This is a genomic window from Pseudomonas sp. 2822-15 (assembly GCF_002742515.1).
Classification (GTDB): Bacteria; Pseudomonadota; Gammaproteobacteria; order Pseudomonadales; family Pseudomonadaceae; genus Aquipseudomonas; species Aquipseudomonas salomonii.
Window position 1 is genome coordinate 1 of record NZ_LJRY01000273.1, and the last position, 19,745, is coordinate 19,745.

18 protein-coding genes, 1 tRNA gene and 2 pseudogenes are annotated in these 19,745 nt (G+C 59.6%); 8 read left to right on the forward strand and 13 right to left on the reverse strand.

Going from position 1 to position 19,745, the window contains the following annotated elements; translation table 11 throughout:
• Window positions 1–367: 367 nt before the first annotated feature.
• From AOA59_RS27140 to AOA59_RS27150, 3 genes are all read right to left on the reverse strand, one after another.
• Window positions 368–1,762: a heavy metal sensor histidine kinase gene (locus AOA59_RS27140; protein WP_099489693.1), complete on the reverse strand. Its 1,395-nt coding sequence runs from the start codon at window positions 1,760–1,762 to the stop codon at window positions 368–370.
• The gene (locus AOA59_RS27145) at window positions 1,759–2,433 is read right to left on the reverse strand and encodes a heavy metal response regulator transcription factor (RefSeq protein ID WP_065929701.1); all 675 of its coding nucleotides are present in this window, start codon (window positions 2,431–2,433) and stop codon (window positions 1,759–1,761) included. The genes AOA59_RS27140 and AOA59_RS27145 overlap by 4 nt, the downstream gene beginning before the upstream one ends.
• A gap of 342 nt (window positions 2,434–2,775) precedes the next feature.
• Window positions 2,776–4,095, reverse strand: coding sequence for an OprD family porin (locus AOA59_RS27150; protein WP_099489694.1), 1,320 nt, complete (start codon window positions 4,093–4,095; stop codon window positions 2,776–2,778).
• Window positions 4,096–4,321: 226 nt separating this feature from the next.
• On the opposite strand from AOA59_RS27150, the gene AOA59_RS27155 reads away from it, so the two are divergent.
• From AOA59_RS27155 to AOA59_RS27165, 4 genes and pseudogenes are all read left to right on the forward strand, one after another.
• Window positions 4,322–4,654: a DUF2790 domain-containing protein gene (locus tag AOA59_RS27155; RefSeq protein WP_065929699.1), complete on the forward strand. Its 333-nt coding sequence runs from the start codon at window positions 4,322–4,324 to the stop codon at window positions 4,652–4,654.
• Window positions 4,655–4,848: 194 nt separating this feature from the next.
• Window positions 4,849–5,535 (forward strand): annotated as a pseudogene (locus tag AOA59_RS33655) (PAS domain-containing protein); the annotation flags it as partial.
• A gap of 108 nt (window positions 5,536–5,643) precedes the next feature.
• Window positions 5,644–6,075, forward strand: a pseudogene (locus tag AOA59_RS33660) (methyl-accepting chemotaxis protein); the annotation flags it as partial.
• A gap of 60 nt (window positions 6,076–6,135) precedes the next feature.
• Window positions 6,136–6,711, forward strand: a complete 576-nt coding sequence (locus AOA59_RS27165; RefSeq protein ID WP_099489696.1) for a flavin reductase family protein — start codon at window positions 6,136–6,138, stop codon at window positions 6,709–6,711.
• Window positions 6,712–6,774: 63 nt separating this feature from the next.
• Here AOA59_RS27165 and AOA59_RS27170 read toward each other — a convergent pair whose 3' ends face one another.
• The gene (locus AOA59_RS27170; RefSeq protein ID WP_065929696.1) at window positions 6,775–7,584 is read right to left on the reverse strand and encodes an AraC family transcriptional regulator; all 810 of its coding nucleotides are present in this window, start codon (window positions 7,582–7,584) and stop codon (window positions 6,775–6,777) included.
• A gap of 137 nt (window positions 7,585–7,721) precedes the next feature.
• On the opposite strand from AOA59_RS27170, the gene AOA59_RS27175 reads away from it, so the two are divergent.
• Both AOA59_RS27175 and ddlA read left to right on the forward strand, forming a co-directional pair.
• Window positions 7,722–8,360 (forward strand): LysE family transporter, encoded by a 639-nt coding sequence (locus AOA59_RS27175; RefSeq protein ID WP_099489697.1) that lies wholly within the window; start codon window positions 7,722–7,724, stop codon window positions 8,358–8,360.
• A 44-nt stretch (window positions 8,361–8,404) separates the two neighbouring features.
• Complete coding sequence (ddlA, locus tag AOA59_RS27180) at window positions 8,405–9,499, forward strand: D-alanine--D-alanine ligase (protein ID WP_065929694.1); 1,095 nt, start codon at window positions 8,405–8,407, stop codon at window positions 9,497–9,499.
• 27 nt (window positions 9,500–9,526) lie between these two features.
• Here ddlA and AOA59_RS27185 read toward each other — a convergent pair whose 3' ends face one another.
• From AOA59_RS27185 to AOA59_RS27225, 9 genes are all read right to left on the reverse strand, one after another.
• Entirely contained in the window at window positions 9,527–9,841 is a 315-nt protein-coding gene (locus AOA59_RS27185; RefSeq protein WP_065929693.1) for a DNA-binding transcriptional regulator, read from the reverse strand.
• The gene (locus tag AOA59_RS27190; protein ID WP_244160683.1) at window positions 9,828–10,070 is read right to left on the reverse strand and encodes a hypothetical protein; all 243 of its coding nucleotides are present in this window, start codon (window positions 10,068–10,070) and stop codon (window positions 9,828–9,830) included. The genes AOA59_RS27185 and AOA59_RS27190 overlap by 14 nt, the downstream gene beginning before the upstream one ends.
• Before the next feature lie 242 nt (window positions 10,071–10,312).
• Complete coding sequence (pgeF, locus tag AOA59_RS27195; protein ID WP_099489698.1) at window positions 10,313–11,038, reverse strand: peptidoglycan editing factor PgeF; 726 nt, start codon at window positions 11,036–11,038, stop codon at window positions 10,313–10,315.
• A 25-nt stretch (window positions 11,039–11,063) separates the two neighbouring features.
• Window positions 11,064–12,893, reverse strand: coding sequence for a gamma-glutamyltransferase (ggt, locus tag AOA59_RS27200; RefSeq protein ID WP_099489699.1), 1,830 nt, complete (start codon window positions 12,891–12,893; stop codon window positions 11,064–11,066).
• A gap of 35 nt (window positions 12,894–12,928) precedes the next feature.
• Window positions 12,929–13,708: a PhzF family phenazine biosynthesis protein gene (locus tag AOA59_RS27205; RefSeq protein WP_099489700.1), complete on the reverse strand. Its 780-nt coding sequence runs from the start codon at window positions 13,706–13,708 to the stop codon at window positions 12,929–12,931.
• A gap of 96 nt (window positions 13,709–13,804) precedes the next feature.
• The gene (locus tag AOA59_RS27210; protein ID WP_099489701.1) at window positions 13,805–14,638 is read right to left on the reverse strand and encodes an EamA family transporter; all 834 of its coding nucleotides are present in this window, start codon (window positions 14,636–14,638) and stop codon (window positions 13,805–13,807) included.
• Window positions 14,635–15,201 (reverse strand): ribosomal protein S5-alanine N-acetyltransferase, encoded by a 567-nt coding sequence (gene rimJ / locus AOA59_RS27215; protein WP_178076305.1) that lies wholly within the window; start codon window positions 15,199–15,201, stop codon window positions 14,635–14,637. Before rimJ ends, AOA59_RS27210 begins: the two co-directional genes overlap by 4 nt.
• Before the next feature lie 95 nt (window positions 15,202–15,296).
• A tRNA-Met gene (locus AOA59_RS27220) sits at window positions 15,297–15,373 on the reverse strand.
• Between the two features lie 354 nt (window positions 15,374–15,727).
• Window positions 15,728–16,279, reverse strand: a complete 552-nt coding sequence (locus tag AOA59_RS27225; protein WP_065929679.1) for an RNA polymerase sigma factor — start codon at window positions 16,277–16,279, stop codon at window positions 15,728–15,730.
• A gap of 262 nt (window positions 16,280–16,541) precedes the next feature.
• Here AOA59_RS27225 and AOA59_RS27230 point away from each other — a divergent pair, with 262 nt between their 5' ends.
• Together AOA59_RS27230 and sctV are read left to right on the forward strand one after the other, a co-directional pair.
• Window positions 16,542–17,639 carry a TyeA family type III secretion system gatekeeper subunit gene (locus AOA59_RS27230; RefSeq protein WP_065929719.1) on the forward strand — a complete coding sequence of 366 codons (1,098 nt, stop codon included), beginning with the start codon at window positions 16,542–16,544 and terminating at the stop codon, window positions 17,637–17,639.
• A complete protein-coding gene (gene sctV / locus AOA59_RS27235; protein ID WP_065929678.1) occupies window positions 17,636–19,729 on the forward strand; it encodes a type III secretion system export apparatus subunit SctV in 2,094 nt (697 codons plus the stop codon). Before AOA59_RS27230 ends, sctV begins: the two co-directional genes overlap by 4 nt.
• Window positions 19,730–19,745 lie beyond the last annotated feature (16 nt).

Here is a 19,745-nt window from a genome sequence, read left to right on the forward strand (position 1 = left end):
CGCGCCATACACAAATCCCCCCAGCGACGAAGCTCAAATGTGGGAGCTGTCGAGCCCCAGCGAGGCTGCGAAGGCGGCGGCACAGGCGAGATATAAGTTGCTTGACCCACCGCTTTCGCAGCCTCGCTAAAGCTCGACAGCTCCCACAGAGGATCTGCTTTGTTGGTTAGATCTCAGTTCGCAGGGCCATCGCGCCATACACAAATCCGCCCAGCAACAAAGATCCAATGTGGGAGCTGTCGAGCCCCAGCGAGGCTGCGAAGGCGGCGGCACAGGCGAGATATAAGTTGCCTGACCCACCTTTTACAGCCTCGCTGGAGTTCGACAGCTCCCACATCGAATTGCTGGGGTTTGAAGTGCGCACTCCCTATTCAGGCAGTACCCGAGGAAACACCAGGCGAAACAAGGTAAAGCCGCCGGGCAGGCTGCGTACGTCAGCCTGCCCCTGGTGCAGGGCCATGATGGATTGCACGATGGCCAGGCCCAACCCGGTGCCGCCTTCGGTGCGGGCGCGGCTGCTGTCGACGCGGTAGAAACGTTCGAACAGGTGCGGCAGGTGCTGCGCCTCGATTCCGGGGCCGGGGTTGCTGACCGACAGCGCAACCTGATTGCCATAGACCTCCACCAGCAGCGAAATATGCGAGGCCGCCGGGCTGTGGCGAATGGCATTGGACAGCAGGTTGGACAGCGCACGTTGAATCATCAGGCGGTCGCCCTGCACCTGGGCATCGCCGCTGAGGGTCAGGGTCAGTTGTTTGTCTTCGGCACTTAAGGCAAACAAATCCATCACGCGATGGGCCTCGTCCGCCAGCGACACGTGGGTAAATGAGCCCCGCGCGGCCGGATGGCTGACCTGGGCCAGAAACAGCATGTCGGAGACGATGCGCGCCAGGCGTTCGAGCTCTTCGGTGTTGGATTCCAGCACCGCTTTGTATTCCTCCGGTGGCCGCTGGCGGGACAGTGTCAGTTGGGCCTTGCCCATCAGGTTGGTCAGTGGCGCACGCATTTCATGGGCAAGGTCATCGGAGAATTGCGACAGCTGTTGCACCCCCGCGTCCAGACGGTCGAGCATCACGTTAAAGCCATGGGCCAATTCGCCCAGCTCATGGGGCAGGTTGTCGATGGATAAACGGTGGGTCAGGTCCTGGGTGGTGACTTTGGCCGCCACATGGCTGAACTGCTTCAACGGCGCGAGCCCGCGTTGCACCAGCCACCAGGCGCCCATGCCGATCAGGATCAGCAGCATCGGCAAGGCAATCAAGGTGGCGCGCAGGTAGGCACTGAGCAACGCTTGATCGTCCATGCGGTCCAGCGACAGCAGCACGCGCACCCGTTCGCCATTGGCCAGGCGCATCAGGCTGGAGGCGCTGAGCACCTGGTTGTCATTGCTGTCGGCCCAATTGAGGTAGCCGAGGGTTTGCCTGGGGGCGAAGTCCGTCAGCAAAGGCTCCTGGGGCTTGGCGCCAATGCTCAGCAGTACGCTTTCATCCGGCGCGGTGCCGACGATGGTCAGGTAGAAATTGTCGTGGCCGATCACCAGGTCCATCAATGAGTGCGGGCGAGCGCGGATGCGGTTGGCATCCAGGCCTTGGGCCAGGCTGTGCTGGATCTGCTCCATCTTGCTTTCCAGGTTCTTGCGCGCCAGCTTTTCCAGCTCGTGGGTCAGCGCCACGTACGCCAGGGTCGCCAGCAACAGCACCAGGCCCGCGCCCATCAGGCTGACGGTCAAGCCCAGGCGCATCGACAAACTGCCGGCTTTCATCCGCGCGCCTCCAGCACATAACCCACGCCGCGAATGGTGTGGATCAGTTTCACCTCGCTCTGGTCATCGACCTTGGCCCGCAAGCGGCTGATGGAGACTTCCACCACATTGGTGTCGCAGTCGAAATTCATGTCCCACACCAGCGAAATAATCTGCGTACGGGTCAGTACTTCGCCGGTCTGGCGCATCAGCACCTGCAGCAGCGCAAACTCCTTGGTGGTCAGGTCGATACGCCGGGTGCCGCGATAGGCTCGATGGCGGCGCGGGTCCAGTTCCAGGTCCGATACGCGGAACACGTCCGGCTGCGGGATATGCTCACTGCGCCGCAACAGGGTACGCACCCGCGCCAGCAGCTCGGGAAACTCGAAGGGCTTGACCAGGTAATCATCGGCGCCCATGTCCAGGCCCTTGATCTTGTCGGCCAGGCGGCCACGGGCAGTCAGCATCATCACCCGTTGCGTGCCATTGCGGCGAAGCTGCTCCAACACCTCCCAGCCATCCTTGCCCGGCAGGTTGACGTCGAGGATAACCAGCTCATAGGCGTGCTGCCCGGCCAGGTGCAGGCCGTCGATGCCATTGGACGCGCAGTCCACTACATAGCCGCTTTCATTCAGGCCCTGTTGCAGGTAGTCGGCGGTTTTTTGCTCGTCCTCAACCACAAGGATACGCATGGGGATTTACCTTTTACTGAGGGAGAAGGGCTCCATTTCCTTATGGAATCAGGTGTTTTGTGAGTAGGAAAAGTCTGAACTGTGAAGTAGCTTCAGGGTCAACTGCGACCATTGGTCGCTGCTAAACCTGCCCGCAAAAAAAAACGCCCCGAGGGGCGTTAAAAATTCATCTCTTTCCAAAGGAGCTACAAAAAAGCTTCTAGAGATGAATGTTGCTCGGTGCAAATAAGTTGATGCGAGTATAGGAACTTCAACTTAACGGGAAGCTGAGCTCAATATTACAGTTTTGATAACTGGCTATTTGTGAACAGATGTTAGTTAACGGCAAGCGAATGTAAGGGGTCACAGTGCAACCAGTGGGTACTCGGCAATCAAGCGAACTTCCTCCAGGTCTGACTCGAACGCACTGGAGCGCACCGTGGCCTGGCGTAAACGCAAGGACAAATCCTTGAGGCTGCCGCTTTGCACCACGTATTTGGCCTCGATATCCCGTTCCCACCGGCGTTGATCGGTCAGCGGGTTACCGGCGGCGTCGCGGCGCATGTATACCGCGTTGGCGTTGCTGTAGTCGGCGCCGGTGCCTTTGGCATAGCGGGTCATGAATGACAGGCCGGGAATACCGAAGGCCTGCATGTCGAGGTCGTAGCGCGCCATCCACGAGCGCTCCTTGGGCGAGTTGAAGTCGCTGTACTGGATCGAGTTATTGAGGAAGATAGAGTCCGACTGGCGCAGGTAGTCGAAGTCGTCATTGCCATTGTTGCGCTGGTGCGAGAGGGCCAGGCTGTGGGCGCCAACCTTGACCCCGAGCCTGGCGCTCCAGATGTTGTTGTTGAATTCGCCGAGCAGTTTTTTGCCTTCGTCCACGGCCTTGTAATAGTTGACGTCGCCGAACAAGGACACGTCGTCGCTCAGCGGGTAACTGGCGTTGGTGCCGACGTAGTACTGGTCCCAGGCGTCCTTCAGGCGGCTGCTATACGCACTGACACTGAGGTGTTTGTTCACCGTGTAGTCGCCGCCGAAATAGCCGATCCAGGGTGAGTCGACCTTGCCTGCATAGAAGGTCGCAAAGCCTTTGTTCATGCCGCTTTCGCTCGGCTGGCTCATGCCGCTCAAGCGCCCGCCTTGCAGGCTTAAGCCCTCAAGGCTGGTGTTCTGCGCGGTGACGCCGCGAAAGCTTTGCGGCAACAAGCGCGAATCGCCAGCGGCAACCACTGGCGTGGCGGGGAACACATCGCCAGCCTTTATCACCGTGTCCAGTACCCGCAGTTTGGCCGCACCGCCGAATTTGCTGTAGCTGCTTTCGGGGTGGTTGTCGCTGTCTACCGGCAACACCGCGAACGAACCCTTGCCGCCGCTGCGACCGGTGCCCGAGTCGAGCTTGAGGCCGTACATGACAAACGCATCCAGGCCAAACCCTACAGTGCCTTGGGTAAACCCGGATTCGAATTTGCCGGTCAAGCCTTGCGCCAGGGCCTCGGAGTAACCGTTACCGGTAGGGCTTGACTGGCCCTTGCGATCATCGCGGTTGAAGTAAAACGTGCGCGCCAGCACGTTCACGCGGCTGCCTTCGATAAAACCTTCGGGCTTGGTCTCTACGGCTACGGCCGCCAGGGGCAGTGCGGCGAGCAAGGAAAAGGGAAGGATATGGTTAGTAATGCGCATGGTTCGCTCCTGGTTATTGGCAGTTTTCAGCTTCTTATAGAGTCGGGCGTTCTTATTGATCTGGCCCGGGCCGATAGTTGCAAACCGTGGATAACGAACTCATTGCGTGAATATTACAATTCTGGAAACTTACGGCCACCTAACAAATAAGTAATGTTTTGGTGAACATTGCGTCAGGGTTGGTTGATTAATCTCGTCACTGAACTTTTCAGACGAGGAACTAATAATGAATGCTTTTAAAGTTGCCCTGGGTGTCTTGGTCGCTGCCCTGTCTTTTGGCGCGTTGGCCGAAGGCGGCGGGGACCGCACTTTTGCCCTGATGATGGAGCGCAATGAAAAGGCCATGGCCGCTTACGCCGAAAAGAAGGGCAAACCCGCGCCCGAGGTGCAGACCTATCGCTATGGCATGGAGTTGGACATTGAGAAGGTAGTCAACGTGACGCCGCCGATCCGCGCCTGCGAGGCGGTGCCGTCGCGCATGACCTATGAAGACTCCACCGGCAAGCTCAATACCCTGGAGTATCAAGTGATGGGCGTGTGTCGAAACAACGGCGGTTAATGGATCCAAAAAACAGTGGGGTGCGGCGAAAAAAAGCGCTTCAGAAAACGCCGGCAGCGCCGATGCAGGTCAGATCCACCTCACCCAATGCCCACCGGTGCCCCATGTTCAATACCCGCCTCAAGCAAGAGCTGTCTGCTCTTCGCGAAGAATTGTCGAGCTTGCAGCAGGTCAAGGAGAGCCTGGAAAGTGAAATGCTGTGCCTGACGCTGGACGCCGACGGCCGGGTGGAGTGGGCCAATGCCAACTTCCTGCAAGAACTGGTTTACCAGGCCAGCAACATCGTGGGGCGTCACATTGATGAGCTGGTGCCGCCGCATGTGCGTCAGGACGAATTCCAGCTGCGCTTTAAAAATGCCTTGGTGCGCGGCGAACACTTCGCCGGCGCCGTGCGCCTGATACGCGGCAACGGCAAGGAAGCGTGGCTGCGCTCGATCGTGCAGCCGGTGCGCAACTCGCAGGGGCACATCAAGCATTTTTCGATTTACTCAAGCGACCTCACCCGCACCATCGAGGCGTCGCGCGAGCACGAAAACCTGATCACTGCGCTGGTGCGTTCTACGGCGGTGATCGAATTCGACCTCGACGGGCATGTACTCACGGCCAATGACCGCTTTCTCGGTGGCATGGGCTACAGCCTGGCGCAGATCCAGGGCAAACATCACCGCATGTTCTGCGAACCGCAGGAGTACAACAGCGCCGAATACCAACAGTTCTGGAAGCGCCTGAACGCCGGTGAGTTTGTTGCCGCACGCTTCAAGCGTATCGATAGCCACGGCCGCACGGTTTGGCTGGAAGCCACGTACAACCCGGTGCTGGACGCCAATGACCGGCTGTACAAAGTGGTCAAGTTCGCTACGGTGATTACCGATCAGGTCAATCGGGAACAAGCCGTGGCCGAAGCTGCCAACATCGCCTACAGCACCTCGCTGCAAACCGACAACAGCGCCCAGCGCGGCACCACTGTAGTGACCCAGGCGGTGGATGTGATGCGTGATCTGGCCAAGCACATGCAACAGGCCGGTGACGGCATCGAGGCGTTGAATGCGCAATCCCAAGTGATCGGCACCATCGTCAAGACCATCAGCGGCATCGCCGAACAGACCAACCTGCTGGCGCTCAACGCAGCCATTGAAGCGGCGCGTGCCGGTGAGCAGGGCCGTGGTTTTGCGGTGGTGGCCGATGAGGTGCGTCAGTTGGCCTCGCGTACCAGCAAAGCCACCGAAGAGATTGTCGGCGTGGTGCGCCAGAACCAGGACATGGCCCGCGATGCGGTCACCTTGATGAACGACGGTCGCCTGCAGGCCGAGCAAGGCCTGGCCCTGGCGGCCGAGGCGGGCACGGTGATTGTGGAGATTCAGGACGGCGCGCAAAAAGTCGTCAGCGCGGTGGGGCAGTTCGCCAATCAGCTGTCGAGCTGACCCGTAGGGCTTATGCTTGAGGTATCGTAGGTTTTTTCTTGCTTGAAGAGCCGACCCTCCATGAGCCCGACCCACCGTCGCCCCGTTCCGCTGTCCAAGGCCTACCGCTTGCTCAACCATGGGCCGACGGTGCTGGTGAGTGCCGCCCACGACGGCAAACGCAATATCATGGCTGCCGCCTGGGCCATGCCGCTGGATTTTGAACCGCCCAAAGTCGCCTTGGTGTTGGACAAGTCCACCTGGACCCGGCAGCTGCTGGAAGGCGCCGGCACCTTCGTGTTGCAGGTGCCCTGTGTGGCCCAGGCCGATCTGGTGCAGACGGTCGGCAATACCAGCGGTTCGGAAACGGATAAGTTCGCCGCCTACGGCCTGCACACCTTCAGTGGCGAACACACCCAGGCACCGCTGCTGGAAGGCTGCGTGGCCTGGCTGGAGTGCCGCTTGCTGCCCGAGCCGCACAACCAGCAGACCTACGACCTGTTCCTCGGCGAAGTGGTCGCCGCCTACGCCGACGAGCGCGTGTTCAGCGACGGGCATTGGCACTTCGAAGGGCATGACGAATTGCGCACCTTGCACCATATCGCCGGCGGCAATTTCCTCAGCATCGGCGCGCCGGTTGTCGGGCGCCAGTTGTAAGCCACGGCTGCAGCGTGCTGCAAGCCAGCTCCCACAGGTTTAATCGCATTTCAGATGGGCCAATCAGCGCCCGAGCATCTTCACCCACCGCGACGGCGGCATGCCGTAGGTGCTGCGAAATTGCCGGGTCATATGGCTCTGGTCGGTGAATCCCGCCGTCAGGGCCGCGTCCACCAGCGATTGGCCTTGGGCCAGCAAGCTGCGCACCAAATCCAGCCGCCGCATGGTCAGGTAGCGGTAGGGGCTGGTGCCGAACAACAAACGAAAGTCTCGCGACAGCGCCCAGCGATCGCGGCCGCAATGGTCGGCCATTTCATCCAGGGTGATGCTGCGGCCCAGGGCGCTGTGGATAAACTCACGGGCGCGCTCGGCGGCCACGTAATCGAAGGATTTGCGGCTGATGATTGCGCCGGATGCCGCGTTCAGCGCGTGTGCCAGGTCGAACAGGGCGTCCTGTTCCTGCATCGGGTCGATCGGGCAGTCCAGGCTTTGCAGCAACACTTCGCTGGCGCGAAACAGGCGCGGGTCAGTCGACAAACCGTTGTGGATAAACGGCAATGGCCGACCACCGAGAATCTGTTGGATCAACGCCGGCTCCACATAAATCATGCGGTACTTGAAACCCTCCACACTGCTGGCGCGGCCATCATGGGATTCATCGGGGTGAATCACCATAGTCCGGCCCGGCAGGCTGTGGGTCATGCAACCGCGGTAGTGATAGCTCTGCACGCCAAACAAGGTGCGCCCGATGGCGTAGGTGTCGTGGCGATGCGGATCGAACGCAAAACCGGCAAAGTACGCCTCGATACGGTCCAGGCCGCTGGCGTGCGGGGCGCGGTGCAGCCAGTCGAGGGTGGAAGTGGGTTGGCCCATGATGACTTGTCACATGTAGTGGTGGAAACACGTTAACCGAGTCTGCAGCGGTTGTCTGCCGGGGTCTTGTACGATTGTGCAAGCGTGAGTCGAGGCCTATGATCCGGGTTCGTGCACTGCGCTGACGGAGCTGGCCCATGGATTTTTTCAACCCCGCCTATGTGGCCCCGTTGGTCTCGCTGGCACTGCTGTGGACGGTTGCTGTGGTGACGCCTGGGCCAAACTTTTTCAACACCGCGCAGTTGGCTGCCAGCTGCTCCAGGCGCCATGGCGTTGTGGCCTCGGCGGGCGTGGCCAGCGGCACGATCATTTGGGGCTTGGCGGGCGGCCTGGGCATCAAGTCGCTGTTTACTGCTGCGCCGATGCTCTACCTGGCGTTCAAGATCATCGGCGGTTGTTACCTGATCTACCTCGGGCTCAAATTGTTCAAACGCTCGGCTCCGGCTGCGGGCCAGGCGGTTCTGCCCGACGCGCCGCGCCGCTCATTGTTCTCTGCGTGGCGGTTCGGGTTACTGGGCAATTTGTCCAACCCCAAGGCTGCGCTGTTCGTCGCCACGGCCTTTGCCTCGACCATGCCGCCATCCCCTTCGCCAGCGCTGCTTACCCTGGCGGTCATCACCATGGCCACCTTGTCGTTCAGTTGGTATTCCAGCGTTGCCCTGGTGTTTTCCAGCGAACGCATGGCCAACCTTTACGCGCGTTCACGCAAATGGCTCGACCGCTTTGCCGGGGGTTGCTACCTGCTGTTCGGCGCACATCTGGTAGCGAATCGCTGACCGCTCATGGTAAGAAGCCTTACTTTCAACAGTGAGGCCGGGTCATGAGCAAGGTGCGGGTAGGTATTATTTTTGGTGGCCGTTCGGCCGAGCATGAAGTCTCGTTGCAGTCGGCGCGCAATATCGTCGATGCGCTGGACCGTTCGCGCTTTGAACCCATCTTGATCGGCATCGACAAGGCCGGCCACTGGCACCTCAACGACACGTCGAACTTTCTGATCAACCAGGAAAACCCGGCGCTCATCGCTCTCAACCACTCCAACCGCGAACTGGCAGTAGTACCGGGCAAGGCCAATCAGCAAGTGGTGGAAACCTCCGGGCAAGGCCTGCTGGAACACATCGACGTAATCTTCCCGATCGTCCACGGCACCCTTGGCGAAGACGGCTGCCTGCAAGGCCTGCTGCGCATGGCCGACCTGCCTTTCGTCGGCTCCGACGTGCTGGGCTCAGCGGTCTGCATGGACAAAGACGTCAGCAAGCGTCTGCTACGCGATGCCGGTATTGCTGTCACACCGTTTATCACCCTGACCCGACGCAATGCAGCGCGTACTTCGTTCGAAACGGCTGTGAATAAGCTCGGTTTGCCAATGTTTATCAAACCCGCCAACCAGGGTTCCTCGGTGGGCGTGAGCAAGGTAGGTAACGAAGCCGAGTACCAGGCCGCCGTAGAGCTGGCCTTGGGCTTCGATGAAAAAGTGCTGGTGGAATCTGCGGTCCAGGGCCGTGAAATCGAATGCGCCGTATTGGGCAATGACAACCCCATCGCCAGCGGCTGTGGCGAGATTGTGGTGAGCAACGGCTTCTATTCCTACGACAGCAAATACATCGACGGGCAGGCGGCCCAAGTGGTGGTGCCGGCCGATATCAGCGTCCAAGCCAGCGAGCGCATTCGCCACCTGGCTATCGAAGCGTTTGAGGTATTGGGTTGCGCGGGTCTGGCACGGGTTGATGTGTTCCTCACCGATGACGGTGAAGTGCTGATCAACGAGATCAACTCATTGCCAGGCTTCACACGTATCAGCATGTACCCGAAGCTGTGGCAGGCGGCGGGGATGAGTTACAGCGAGCTGGTGAGCCGGTTGATTGAGCTGGCGCTGGAGCGGCATGCGGGGCGTAAGGGGCTTAAGATCAGCCGATAATGACCCGACAGCGGACTAGTAACGCCATCAGGCGTTACTAAGCACCTCGCGAAACACGTCTGGTCTTATGGTTGCAATGTGCAACAGTGAACGCGCCGCGCCTGAGGGCGCGCGACGGCCTTGTTCCCACTCTTGAAGCGTTCTTACCGAAACCCCCAAAAGCTCAGCAAATTTGGGTTGCGACAGTCCTGTCTTACTTCTTGCCTCCGCTGCTTGAGTGGTTTCAACGTGATGTACGGCGCCATAGTGTCCCGCTTTCACATCCTGAATGGCAGCCAGCAACTCTTCGCCAATGTTGCGTTTGGCGTCACGTTCCTTCAGTTGTTTCTCAGTGAGTGGCATGGTTCATGTCCTTCGCGATTTTGTTCAGGATGTGCGCTGGAATATTCTCGGTAGCGCCCTTTCCGTAGATCAGTAGAGCTACCAGGGCGCCGCAAGCCAATTGTGTGGTGTAGATGATTCGCACCGCTCCACTTTTTCCACGGCCGTCCTGGCTCCAACGAACCTTGCGGCAGCCAACCGAACCAGGCACAACCGCTCCGACTTCAGGATGGCTGGCTAGAAAAGCCATGAAAACGCCTCTTTCCTCTTCGGTCCAATAGTCGGGCCATAGCTTGCTGAAAAGCGGAGACTCTATGATCGTTAACACGCGAAATACTACGTCTTTGACGTAGCTTCTGGCAAGAAGGAACGAGCCAGAAAATCGCAGGGGAGGGGCGTCTGCTCAAGGGGCTTTTTACCGCAAAAAATGACATGGCACTTTGCGCAGCAACCCTTGAGCGGAATTTGAGAATAGAGGTTGTAGGTTATCTTTCACCGGTCTGTGCGAGCAATCCACGAATAGATCAACGTCTTCGCTTCTTCAGGGTGATGCGTGCGCCTGCGATAGCTGGCGAAAGTGGAGGATGTGCAATACGTACACACTTCACTGACGTCGATCTGCTCACGCTTGAATCCTGCTGCTTGCAGCAACATCACCCCGTAGCCGCTCAAATCAAACCAGGCACTTCCCGTTTGCCTGGCATAGGGCGGGGCAATTTCGGGGTGCAGCAATGGCGCCGGTTGTACGAAGCTCCACGGCGCCCGACCGTCACGCCACAGGTGGCCTTGGTCGGCCTGAAACTGCGCTATAAAGTCCTCGCTCACTTCATAGCAACACGCTTTGATCGACGGTCCGATAGCCACCTGCAACTGCTCCACGGCGATGCCTTCGTCGGCAAATTGCTGCACGGCATTGGCGATGATCCCACCCTGCAACCCCTTCCAACCGCCATGCACCGCAGCGACCCTCGCACCGTCTTCAGCCGCGATGAGAATGGGCAGGCAATCGGCTGTGATCACCGCAATCGGTTGATGCTTGCGCGTAAACACGCCATCGGCCGCCACGCTGTTGGTCGCCAGCTGCGCCTGCCATTCAACCACCGTCGCGCTGTGCACCTGCTTGCAGATGAACACTGCGTCCGGGCGCGCCGGGTCATTGATTGAACAAAAACCATGGTCGACGCCGGGGAGGGCGCCGAGATTATCAGCCTGCTGCACGGCACTCTCTCCGTTCGTAGAACATTCAGTCGCCGACTGCTTCGCCTTCGCGCCGAGGGTCGGCGCCGCCGCTCAGTGTGACCTTGCCTTGAGCATCGCGCGTGCGAACAATGGCCTGGATGCCGCTGGTCATATCGATTTCGCTCAACGCGTGGCCCTTGTCGCGCAGCGCCTGTTTCAACGCAGGGCTGAACAGGCCGGCCTCCAATTCGGTCGCGCCATTGCGGCTGCCGAAGTTGGGCAGGCTGATGGCGGCTTGCGGGTCGAGGTTCCAGTCGAGCATCGCCACCAGGGATTTGCTCACGTACTCGATGATTTGCGAACCGCCTGGAGAGCCTACCGTCGCCAGCAGCTCGCCGCTCTGGCGGTTGAACACCAGGGTCGGGGCCATGGCCGAGCGCGGACGTTTGCCGGGCTCGACGCGATTGGCCACCGGCTGGCCGTTTTCTTGCGGGATAAACGAAAAGTCGGTCATCTGGTTGTTGAGCAAAAAGCCCTGAACCATCACGTGGGAACCGAACGCCGCTTCTACCGTGGTGGTCATCGACACAGCGCCGCCCTGGTCATCCACCGCCACCACTTGCGAAGTGGAGATGCGCAGCGGCGAGCGGTCCGGCGCGTAGGCCACCTGGATGCCCGCCGGCGTGCCCGGCTTGGCAATGCCCATGCTGCGTTCGCCGATCAGGGCGGCGCGCTGTGCCAGGTAGTTGGGTGCGACAAGGCCCGCGACCGGTACCGGGGTGAAGTCCGAGTCGGCCACATACAGCGCGCGGTCGGCAAAAGCCAGGCGGCCCGCCTCGGCGATCAGGTGCACGGCTTCGGGCGTAGGCTCAAGGCCCGCAGGCGATGCACTCTTCACCGGTTTCATCGGCGCGATGGCCTGGCGCGGGTCACGGGCCTCCACCGCCTGCAAGGTGCCGAGGATCTGCGCGACGGCTATCCCGCCCGACGACGGCGGCGGCATGCCGCACACCCGGTATTGCTTGTAATCGGTGCACAGCGGCGTGCGTTCCTTGGCGGTGTAGCCTCGAAGGTCGGCCTGCGAGAGACTGCCCGCATTGCGATTGCCCTGGACCTTGCGCGCGATTTCATCGGCAATCGGCCCCTGGTACAGCGCGTCTGGCCCTTCCTTGGCGATGCGCTTGAACACCGCAGCCAGTGCCGGGTTTTTCAGCAGTGTACCGGTGGCTTTAGGCGAGCCATCGGCGTTCAGAAAGTAGGCCGCCATTTCCGGCGACTGGGGAATGTAGCGGTCGGCAGCAATCAGCGCGTGCAAACGTGGGGAAATTGCAAAGCCTTGCTCCGACAGTCGAATCGCCGGTTCAAACAGCTTGGCCCATTGCAGGTGCCCGGTCTTCTGGTGCGCCATCTGCAGTGCCCGCAAGACGCCCGGCGTGCCGACCGAGCGCCCGCCAATCTGCGCCTCGGGAAACGCCATGGGTGTGCCGTCGGCCTTCAGGAACAAGCGCTCAGTCGCGCCGGCGGGTGCTGTTTCACGGCCGTCATAGGCGTGCACATTTTTGCCATCCCACAGCATGATGAACGCGCCACCGCCGATGCCGGATGACTGCGGCTCCACCAGGGTCAGCACTGCCTGCATCGCAATCGCCGCATCAATCGCCGAACCGCCCTGGCGCAACATCTCGCGCCCGGCTTCAGCCGCCAGCGGGTTGGCGGCGGCGGCCATATGGCGTTCGGCGTGGCGGGTGGTGAGGTCGGTGCGGTAACCCGAGCCCAATTCCGGTGCCGGAGGCTGTTCGTTGACGGGGGTGTGACAGCCGGCCAGCGCGAGCGCTGCGGCAATCATCGACAGTTGACGGCGGGAAATCGAAAACACGCGCTGAACTCCGTTCATTTTGAGAATGATCTGTTGTCCTTGGGTGGTCCTTTTTACAGGTAAATCGTGCCTTGCAGGTAGAGTGCGGCATGGCCTGAAATGATCACGCGGTCGCCATTGAGTTCACACCGCAGTTGCCCACGGCGCTTACCGCCCTGTTCGGCGCTCAACTGCGACTTGCCCAGGCGCTCGGCCCAGAACGGCGCCAGCGAGGTGTGGGCCGAGCCGGTCACCGGGTCTTCATTGACGCCCACGTTCGGGCCAAACCAACGGGAAATAAAATCAAAGCGTGTACTTTTGGCTGTCACGGCTATCCCGCGTTTGGGCAGGCCCTTGAGGCGTGCAAAATCTGGCGCGAGGGCCGCGACCTGGGCTTCGTCTTCAACGAGAACGATATAGTCATCAGTGGCATACACCTCGGCGTGTTCGAGCCCCAGCGCGCTCAACAGGCCGGCTGGCGGCTCGCAACGCTCGGGCTGTTTGGCCGGGAAGTCCATTGCCAGTTCGTCGCCATTGCGCGTCACACGAAGCTCACCGCTGCGGGTGGCAAAGCGCAAGACTTCAGGCGCATTCGGCAGCTTGTGAATCAACACCCAGGCGGCAGCCAATGTCGCATGGCCACACAGGTCCACTTCGACTTCGGGGGTGAGCCAGCGCAACTCATAGATCTCGCCACGGGGCACGAAAAAGGCGGTTTCCGAAAGGTTGTTTTCGGCGGCGATGTGGTGCAGTTGCTCGGTGGGCAACCACTCGGTCAGCGGGCACACGGCCGCGGGGTTACCACCGAACACCTGTTGGCTGAACGCGTCGACTTGATAGATATCCAGTTTCATCACAGGTGCTCCATGTAGGGAAGCAGGACACTAGCAGCGGGTTACCTGGAGCGTCAAAGTACAGATCCTCAGTTTTTTTGTGCGCATGTGTCCTGGTCAGCCCAGGCGCAACACCATCGCCCCGACGGCAATCATGCCGGCGGCAATGATGCGAGTCCGCGTGAGATGCTCTTTGAGCACCCAGGCCGAAATCACTACGCCGAACAGGATTGAGGTCTCACGCAAGGCCGAAACCGTCGCGATAGGGGCGTGTGTCATCGCCCACAGCGCCAGACCGTATGACGCCACAGTGCCTGCGCCCCCGACGGCGCCAAGCCGCCAGTGGTGGGCGACGCAGTGACAGAACGCTGCACGCCGGGCGGCTAAACCCCACGCGGCAAGCGGGATGCCCGTCAGCAAAAATATCCACAGCGTGTAAGCCGCGGGTGCGCCGGACTTGCGCACGCCAAGGCCATCGATCAGCGTATAGCCGGCGATCACCAGAGCGTTTATCAGCGCCAGCACCAGCCCTTTGTTATGCCCGGCCGAGGGCGCTGCGGCCATGCTCAAGATACCCAGGCAGATCACGCCAATGCCAAGCCAGGCATATGCCGACAGCGGCTCGTGCAACACCAGCACACTGACCAGCGCCACCAGCAGCGGCGCCGTGCCGCGCATGATCGGGTAGGTCTGGCTCATGTCGGCAATGCGGTAGGTCGAGGCCACCAGCACGAAATACAGCACCTGCAATACCACCGATGCGCCGATGAAGGGCCAGCTTTCTCTGGCCGGCAGCGCCAGAAACGGGATGGCCGCCAGCGCAATCAAAGAAGCGGCGGAGGCGATCATGCAGGTAGTCAGCAGCTTGTCGACGCCGCCTTTGACCACCGCATTCCAGGTGGCGTGAAGGGCGGCGCCCAGCATGATGATTGCGAATACGCTGAGGCTCATGCGTCACCGTTCACGGGGTTGATCAGCGACGTCAATACATGGTCCGCCCACGCGCCATTGATCTTCAAGTAGGCCCGCGCGTACCCCTCTCGCTCAAAGCCCAACCGCTCAAGCAGGCGTGCACTGCGTTGGTTTTCCGGCCTGTAGTTGGCCATGATTCGATGCAGTTTCATCTCAGCGAACACATAGTCAATCGCAGCGCTCAGTGCCTGGCGCATCAACCCTTGGCCTTGGGCCGTTTCATCAAGTGCGTAGCCAAGATGGCAGGCCTCGAACGCGCCGCGCACGATGTTGTTGAAGTTGCAGCTGCCGATTATCCGGCGGTCGCGCAGTATCAGCAGATGCAAGGCTTCACCGTTGGCGGTTTTCTCGGCCATGGCTTCGAGGCGCTGGGTAATGGCGCTAAGTTCGAAGAAGCCATCATCGCGAGCCGGCTCCCAGGGTTGAAGGTAGGCGCGGTTTTGCACCAGGTGCGCTTGCAAGGCCAAGGCGTGACGAGGGTGAGCGGCGTGCAGTGTCAGCCGTTCGGTGGTGATGCCATTGGTGGGGAAGAGGGGGTTCACGTATCGCCTCCTTGTGGTTGGGGGCGAGTATGCCTGAGGGCTTTTCTGCAGGCATAAAAAAACGGCCTACCTTTCGGTAAGCCGTTTTTAGTACTTGGTGGCTACGCAGGGACTTGAACCCCGGACCCCAGCATTATGAATGCTATGCTCTAACCAACTGAGCTACGTAGCCAAGTGGCGCGCATTATTCGCGTAGAACGCATATGCGTCAAGCGTTTATTTTAAAAATTTATCTACGCTTTCAACTGTTTAAACAGAATAAGGCCAAACGGCGACGAGTGGTGTGGCGAATACGGGTATTTCAACCACGAAGATCCAAGGTGGGGCTTGCTCCCACATGGGCTTTGCGGTGTTGTGCTGACTGTATTGAATGCGTGGTCGCAAGGGTGTGGCGCTGCAGGCCATTTGAGGATGATCTCCAAGGTGCCATCAGGCGCGGCTTGTGATCCGATTTCAGCGTACGAAAAAAGTGTAGTTCGGTTGGGCAGATATCCCTGCCGCCCAACGCTTGCCCCCCAGGGCCAGCTTACGGTTGCGACGGTTTGTGCGTGACGCGTTTCAAGTGTTCGCGCGCACGTGACAGGCGTGAGCGAACGGTGCCGATAGGGATGTCCAGCACGTCGGCGGTGTCTTGGTAACTACCATCGGTTTCCAACGAAGCGTAGAGCGTCTTGCGCATTTCCGCCGGTAAGTGATCGATGGCGCTCAAGGTATTCTCCAGTCGGCGGTTGATCTCGAATTCCCAATCCAGATTCTTGTTTTCCTCTTGACCATGCCACAACGATTCATCGAATTCGCAATGCACCGGTTTGGCATACAGGCGCCGGAAATGGTTGCGCACCAGATTCTGCGCAATGCCGCACATCCAGGTACTGAGGGTGGCCTGGCCACTAAACCGCTCTCGGTTGCGCCAAGCCTCCAGGTAGGTCAGTTGCAGGATATCGTCAGCGTCTTCGGGGTTGAGTACGCGTTTATGAATAAAACGCCGGAGTTTTTTCTGCTGGTCGTCCGTCAGTTGGAGCATGAATTGAGGCGAGTCGCCGACAAGCTGCGCTAAAGCTTCAATAGGGATATTCACGATTTTTTCCTCAGGGTAGACGCTATCGAAATAAGTTCGACGTGAACCCTTTAGCACTGGCTGTGCCAAATGAAAAAATCGCTTAACTTGCTGATTTATATATATAAATATATTGAAATAGTGTGATTTTGCGCAGGTATTTGCAAAGCGGCAGGTGATTTTGTGCGGGTATTTTCAAAGCAGAGAGCGTTTGTGGTTTTGATGGAACTGTATGGCTCGGGGTTGCCACATAGAGACACAAACTCCCTGTCCTGGCATGCCCATGAAAGTCGAATTCAACCCCGATCTGAACCGAATCCAGCGCCTGGAGCCGTCCGTTGCCGAGAAGGTCGCCCCGGCCCGATCGCCGGATGTCGCGCCAGGTCTGGATGCGCTCGCCGGTATTTTCAGCCAGGAAGCCGCCGCTCACAGCACCGCGTTGACCCGACGCGCCATTAGCGGGCCTGTCACACCTGTCGAGCAGCTCGCGCAGATCTATGATCGACTCGGCCATCCCGCCCAGAAAAGCCTGGCAAAGATGGTCATCGTGGCCAGGCAGTATCTGGAGCGCCAGCAGAGTCTCGAAAAGTTAGTCGACCTCACGGGTGGAGACCCTGCACGTACCTATGTCGTGCTTCGTCAGCTGACGGCGCAAGCCGAAGCACTCGTGCGCCAGACCCAGGCAGCGTCGACGCGTGACGCGCAAGTCAAAAGCGAGGCAGCGCTGGCACGTGCTGCGCTGGCCAAGCTGGAGATTCAGTACAAGAGGGAGATCCAGGCGGGCCTCAATATTGCCCTGGCCTTGCAGTCAGGCAGTGATGATCCTGCGCAATGCCAGGCAATACGTACGCTCTACTACGCCAATGTGGTATTGCGCCAATCCCTGGCCAGCATGATGCAGGCGCTTTTGAAAGAGTACGGTGGCGAGCAGTTTGAGGTCGGGCTCAATCTCATGCGCCGGGCGCTGGCGGATGATATTGCGGCGTACGTTTCATCGATTCCCACCGCTAAATTGCGCACGCTTTTGTTGGGGTTACAGAGCTGTGGTCAGTTGGGCGGGGTACTGTCTAATTGCCAAGAACTGGTTCAACGTTTGAACGTTGAACACGACGCCGTTGACCTGTTGCAGCGTCTATTGGGTTATGCCGGCAATGGCATTGCCCCCTCCGAGGTTCAACTGCTGGCGGATGAATTGGCTGGGGATGCGGCGGCTCGCCAGTTGGCCTCGCTCAATGCGCTCTATCCCGTGATCAAGGGTTTGCCTGCGGCCTTATGGCGCGATTCGCGTGGGCGCGAGGAGGCTTTGCATAACTTCCTGCTCGTGATGGATGAGTTCACGCGCCTGGAGAAGGGCCAGGCTGAGCCGAGGGCGTTGATGTGACGGCGCTGGCGTTTATCAACCACTGGCTGCTCAAGGTCGCACAACGTGCTGAAGTCCTTGGTGCTGTAGTGGTACTGGCCATTGTCTTTATCTTCATCGTGCCGCTGCCGACCTGGCTGGTGGATATCCTCATCGCGCTCAACATCTGTATTGCCTGCTTGTTGATCGTTCTGGCGCTTTACCTGCCCGGGCCTTTGGCGTTTTCGTCGTTCCCCTCGATTCTGTTGCTCACCACGATGTTTCGTCTGGCACTGTCGATTGCGACCACGCGGTTGATCCTGCTGGAGCAGGATGCCGGCGACATCGTCGAGGCGTTCGGCAACTTTGTGGTGGGTGGCAACCTGGCGGTAGGATTGGTGATCTTCATGATCCTCACCCTGGTCAACTTTCTGGTCATCACCAAGGGTTCCGAGCGGGTTGCCGAAGTGGCCGCACGCTTCAGCCTGGACGCGATGCCTGGCAAGCAAATGTCTATCGACAGCGACTTGCGTGCAGGGCTGATCGACGGCAATCAGGCGCGGGACAAGCGCGATCAGTTGTCCCGCGAGAGCCAGCTGTTCGGGGCGATGGACGGCGCCATGAAGTTCGTCAAGGGCGATGCTGTTGCAGGTCTGGTGATCGTGCTGATCAACCTGTTGGGTGGCTTTTCCACGGGTATGTTCCAGCATGGCATGAGCGCCAGCGAATCCATTGCGTTGTATTCGGTGCTGACCATCGGTGATGGTTTGATTGCACAGATCCCCGCGCTGCTGATCTCGCTGACGGCGGGGATGATCATCACCCGCGCCGCGCCGGACGGGCGCCGGGGCGTCACTAACATGGGCGCAGAAATCGCTCGTCAGATGACCAGCGAACCCAAGAGCTGGATGATTGCGTCGGTGGGCATGCTCGCGTTTGCGGCGTTGCCCGGTATGCCGACCCTGGTATTTATTCTTATCTCACTGATGACGGGCTCCCTGGGCTATTACCTTGCTCGTCAGCGTCAACGGCAAGAGGCTCCCGCGGCCGAGGTCAAGCAGGCCGTGCGCCCGGAAGAAAACGGTGAAGAGGACTTGCGCGGGTTTGACCCGTCTCGCCCCTATCTCCTGCAGTTTTCTCCCGTATTGCGTGGAACGCCTGAGGTGGTTGATCTGGTTCATGGCCTTCGTCAAACCCGAAATGCACTCGTTGCGAATATCGGGCTGACGCTGCCGCCGTTCGAAGTCGAACTCGACGACTCGTTGGCAGACGACGAAATGCGCTTCTGCGTACACGAAGTGCCGATGATCAAGGCTTCGGTCGTTAAGCAGGTGGCCGTGGAGCGTACAGCCTTGGCGCAGGTACCGGAGCACGCGATACCGGGCCTGGTTGAGCGCGAAGAGCAGGATTGGGTGTGGTTGGCGCCAGATGATCCTCTGCTTGATGATCCCACGCTTGAGCGCTTCACTTCGACGAACCTGATCGTCGAGCGCATGAAGCAGGCGATGATGCTTTCCGGTCCCCAGTTCCTGGGGATCCAGGAGAGCAAGTCGATTCTCAGCTGGCTTGAGCACAACCAGCCGGAACTGGTGCAGGAGCTACAGCGAATCATGCCGCTGTCGCGTTTCTCGGCTGTCCTGCAACGCTTGGCTGGCGAAGGGGTACCGCTGCGTGCCGTGAGGTTGATTGTTGAGTCGCTGATTGAATACGGCCAGCATGAACGAGAGCCGGACGCTTTGGCGGACTATGCGCGTATTGCGCTCAAATCGCAGATTTTCCACCAGTACAGTGAGGACGACGGCCTGCATGCGTGGCTACTGTCTCCACAGACCGAAAACGTGCTGCGCGAATCGCTGCGCCAGACTCAGACCGGGGTGTTCTTCGCCCTTGATAATGACAGCAGCGCGTCACTGATCAACCTGCTCAACCAAGCCTTCGTGACTCGCCCCAAAACCAAGAGCGTGATGCTGGTTGCGCAGGATTTGCGCAGCCCCTTGCGCACTCTTTTGCTCGAAGAGTTCAACCATGTACCCGTGATGTCATTTGCCGAATTGGGAAGCACCTCAAAGGTGAAAGTATTGGGCCGATTTGATCTCGGCCAGACCGATCTGATGCGTGGTACGGCGGCATGAAGACTGCGCCGGTTTC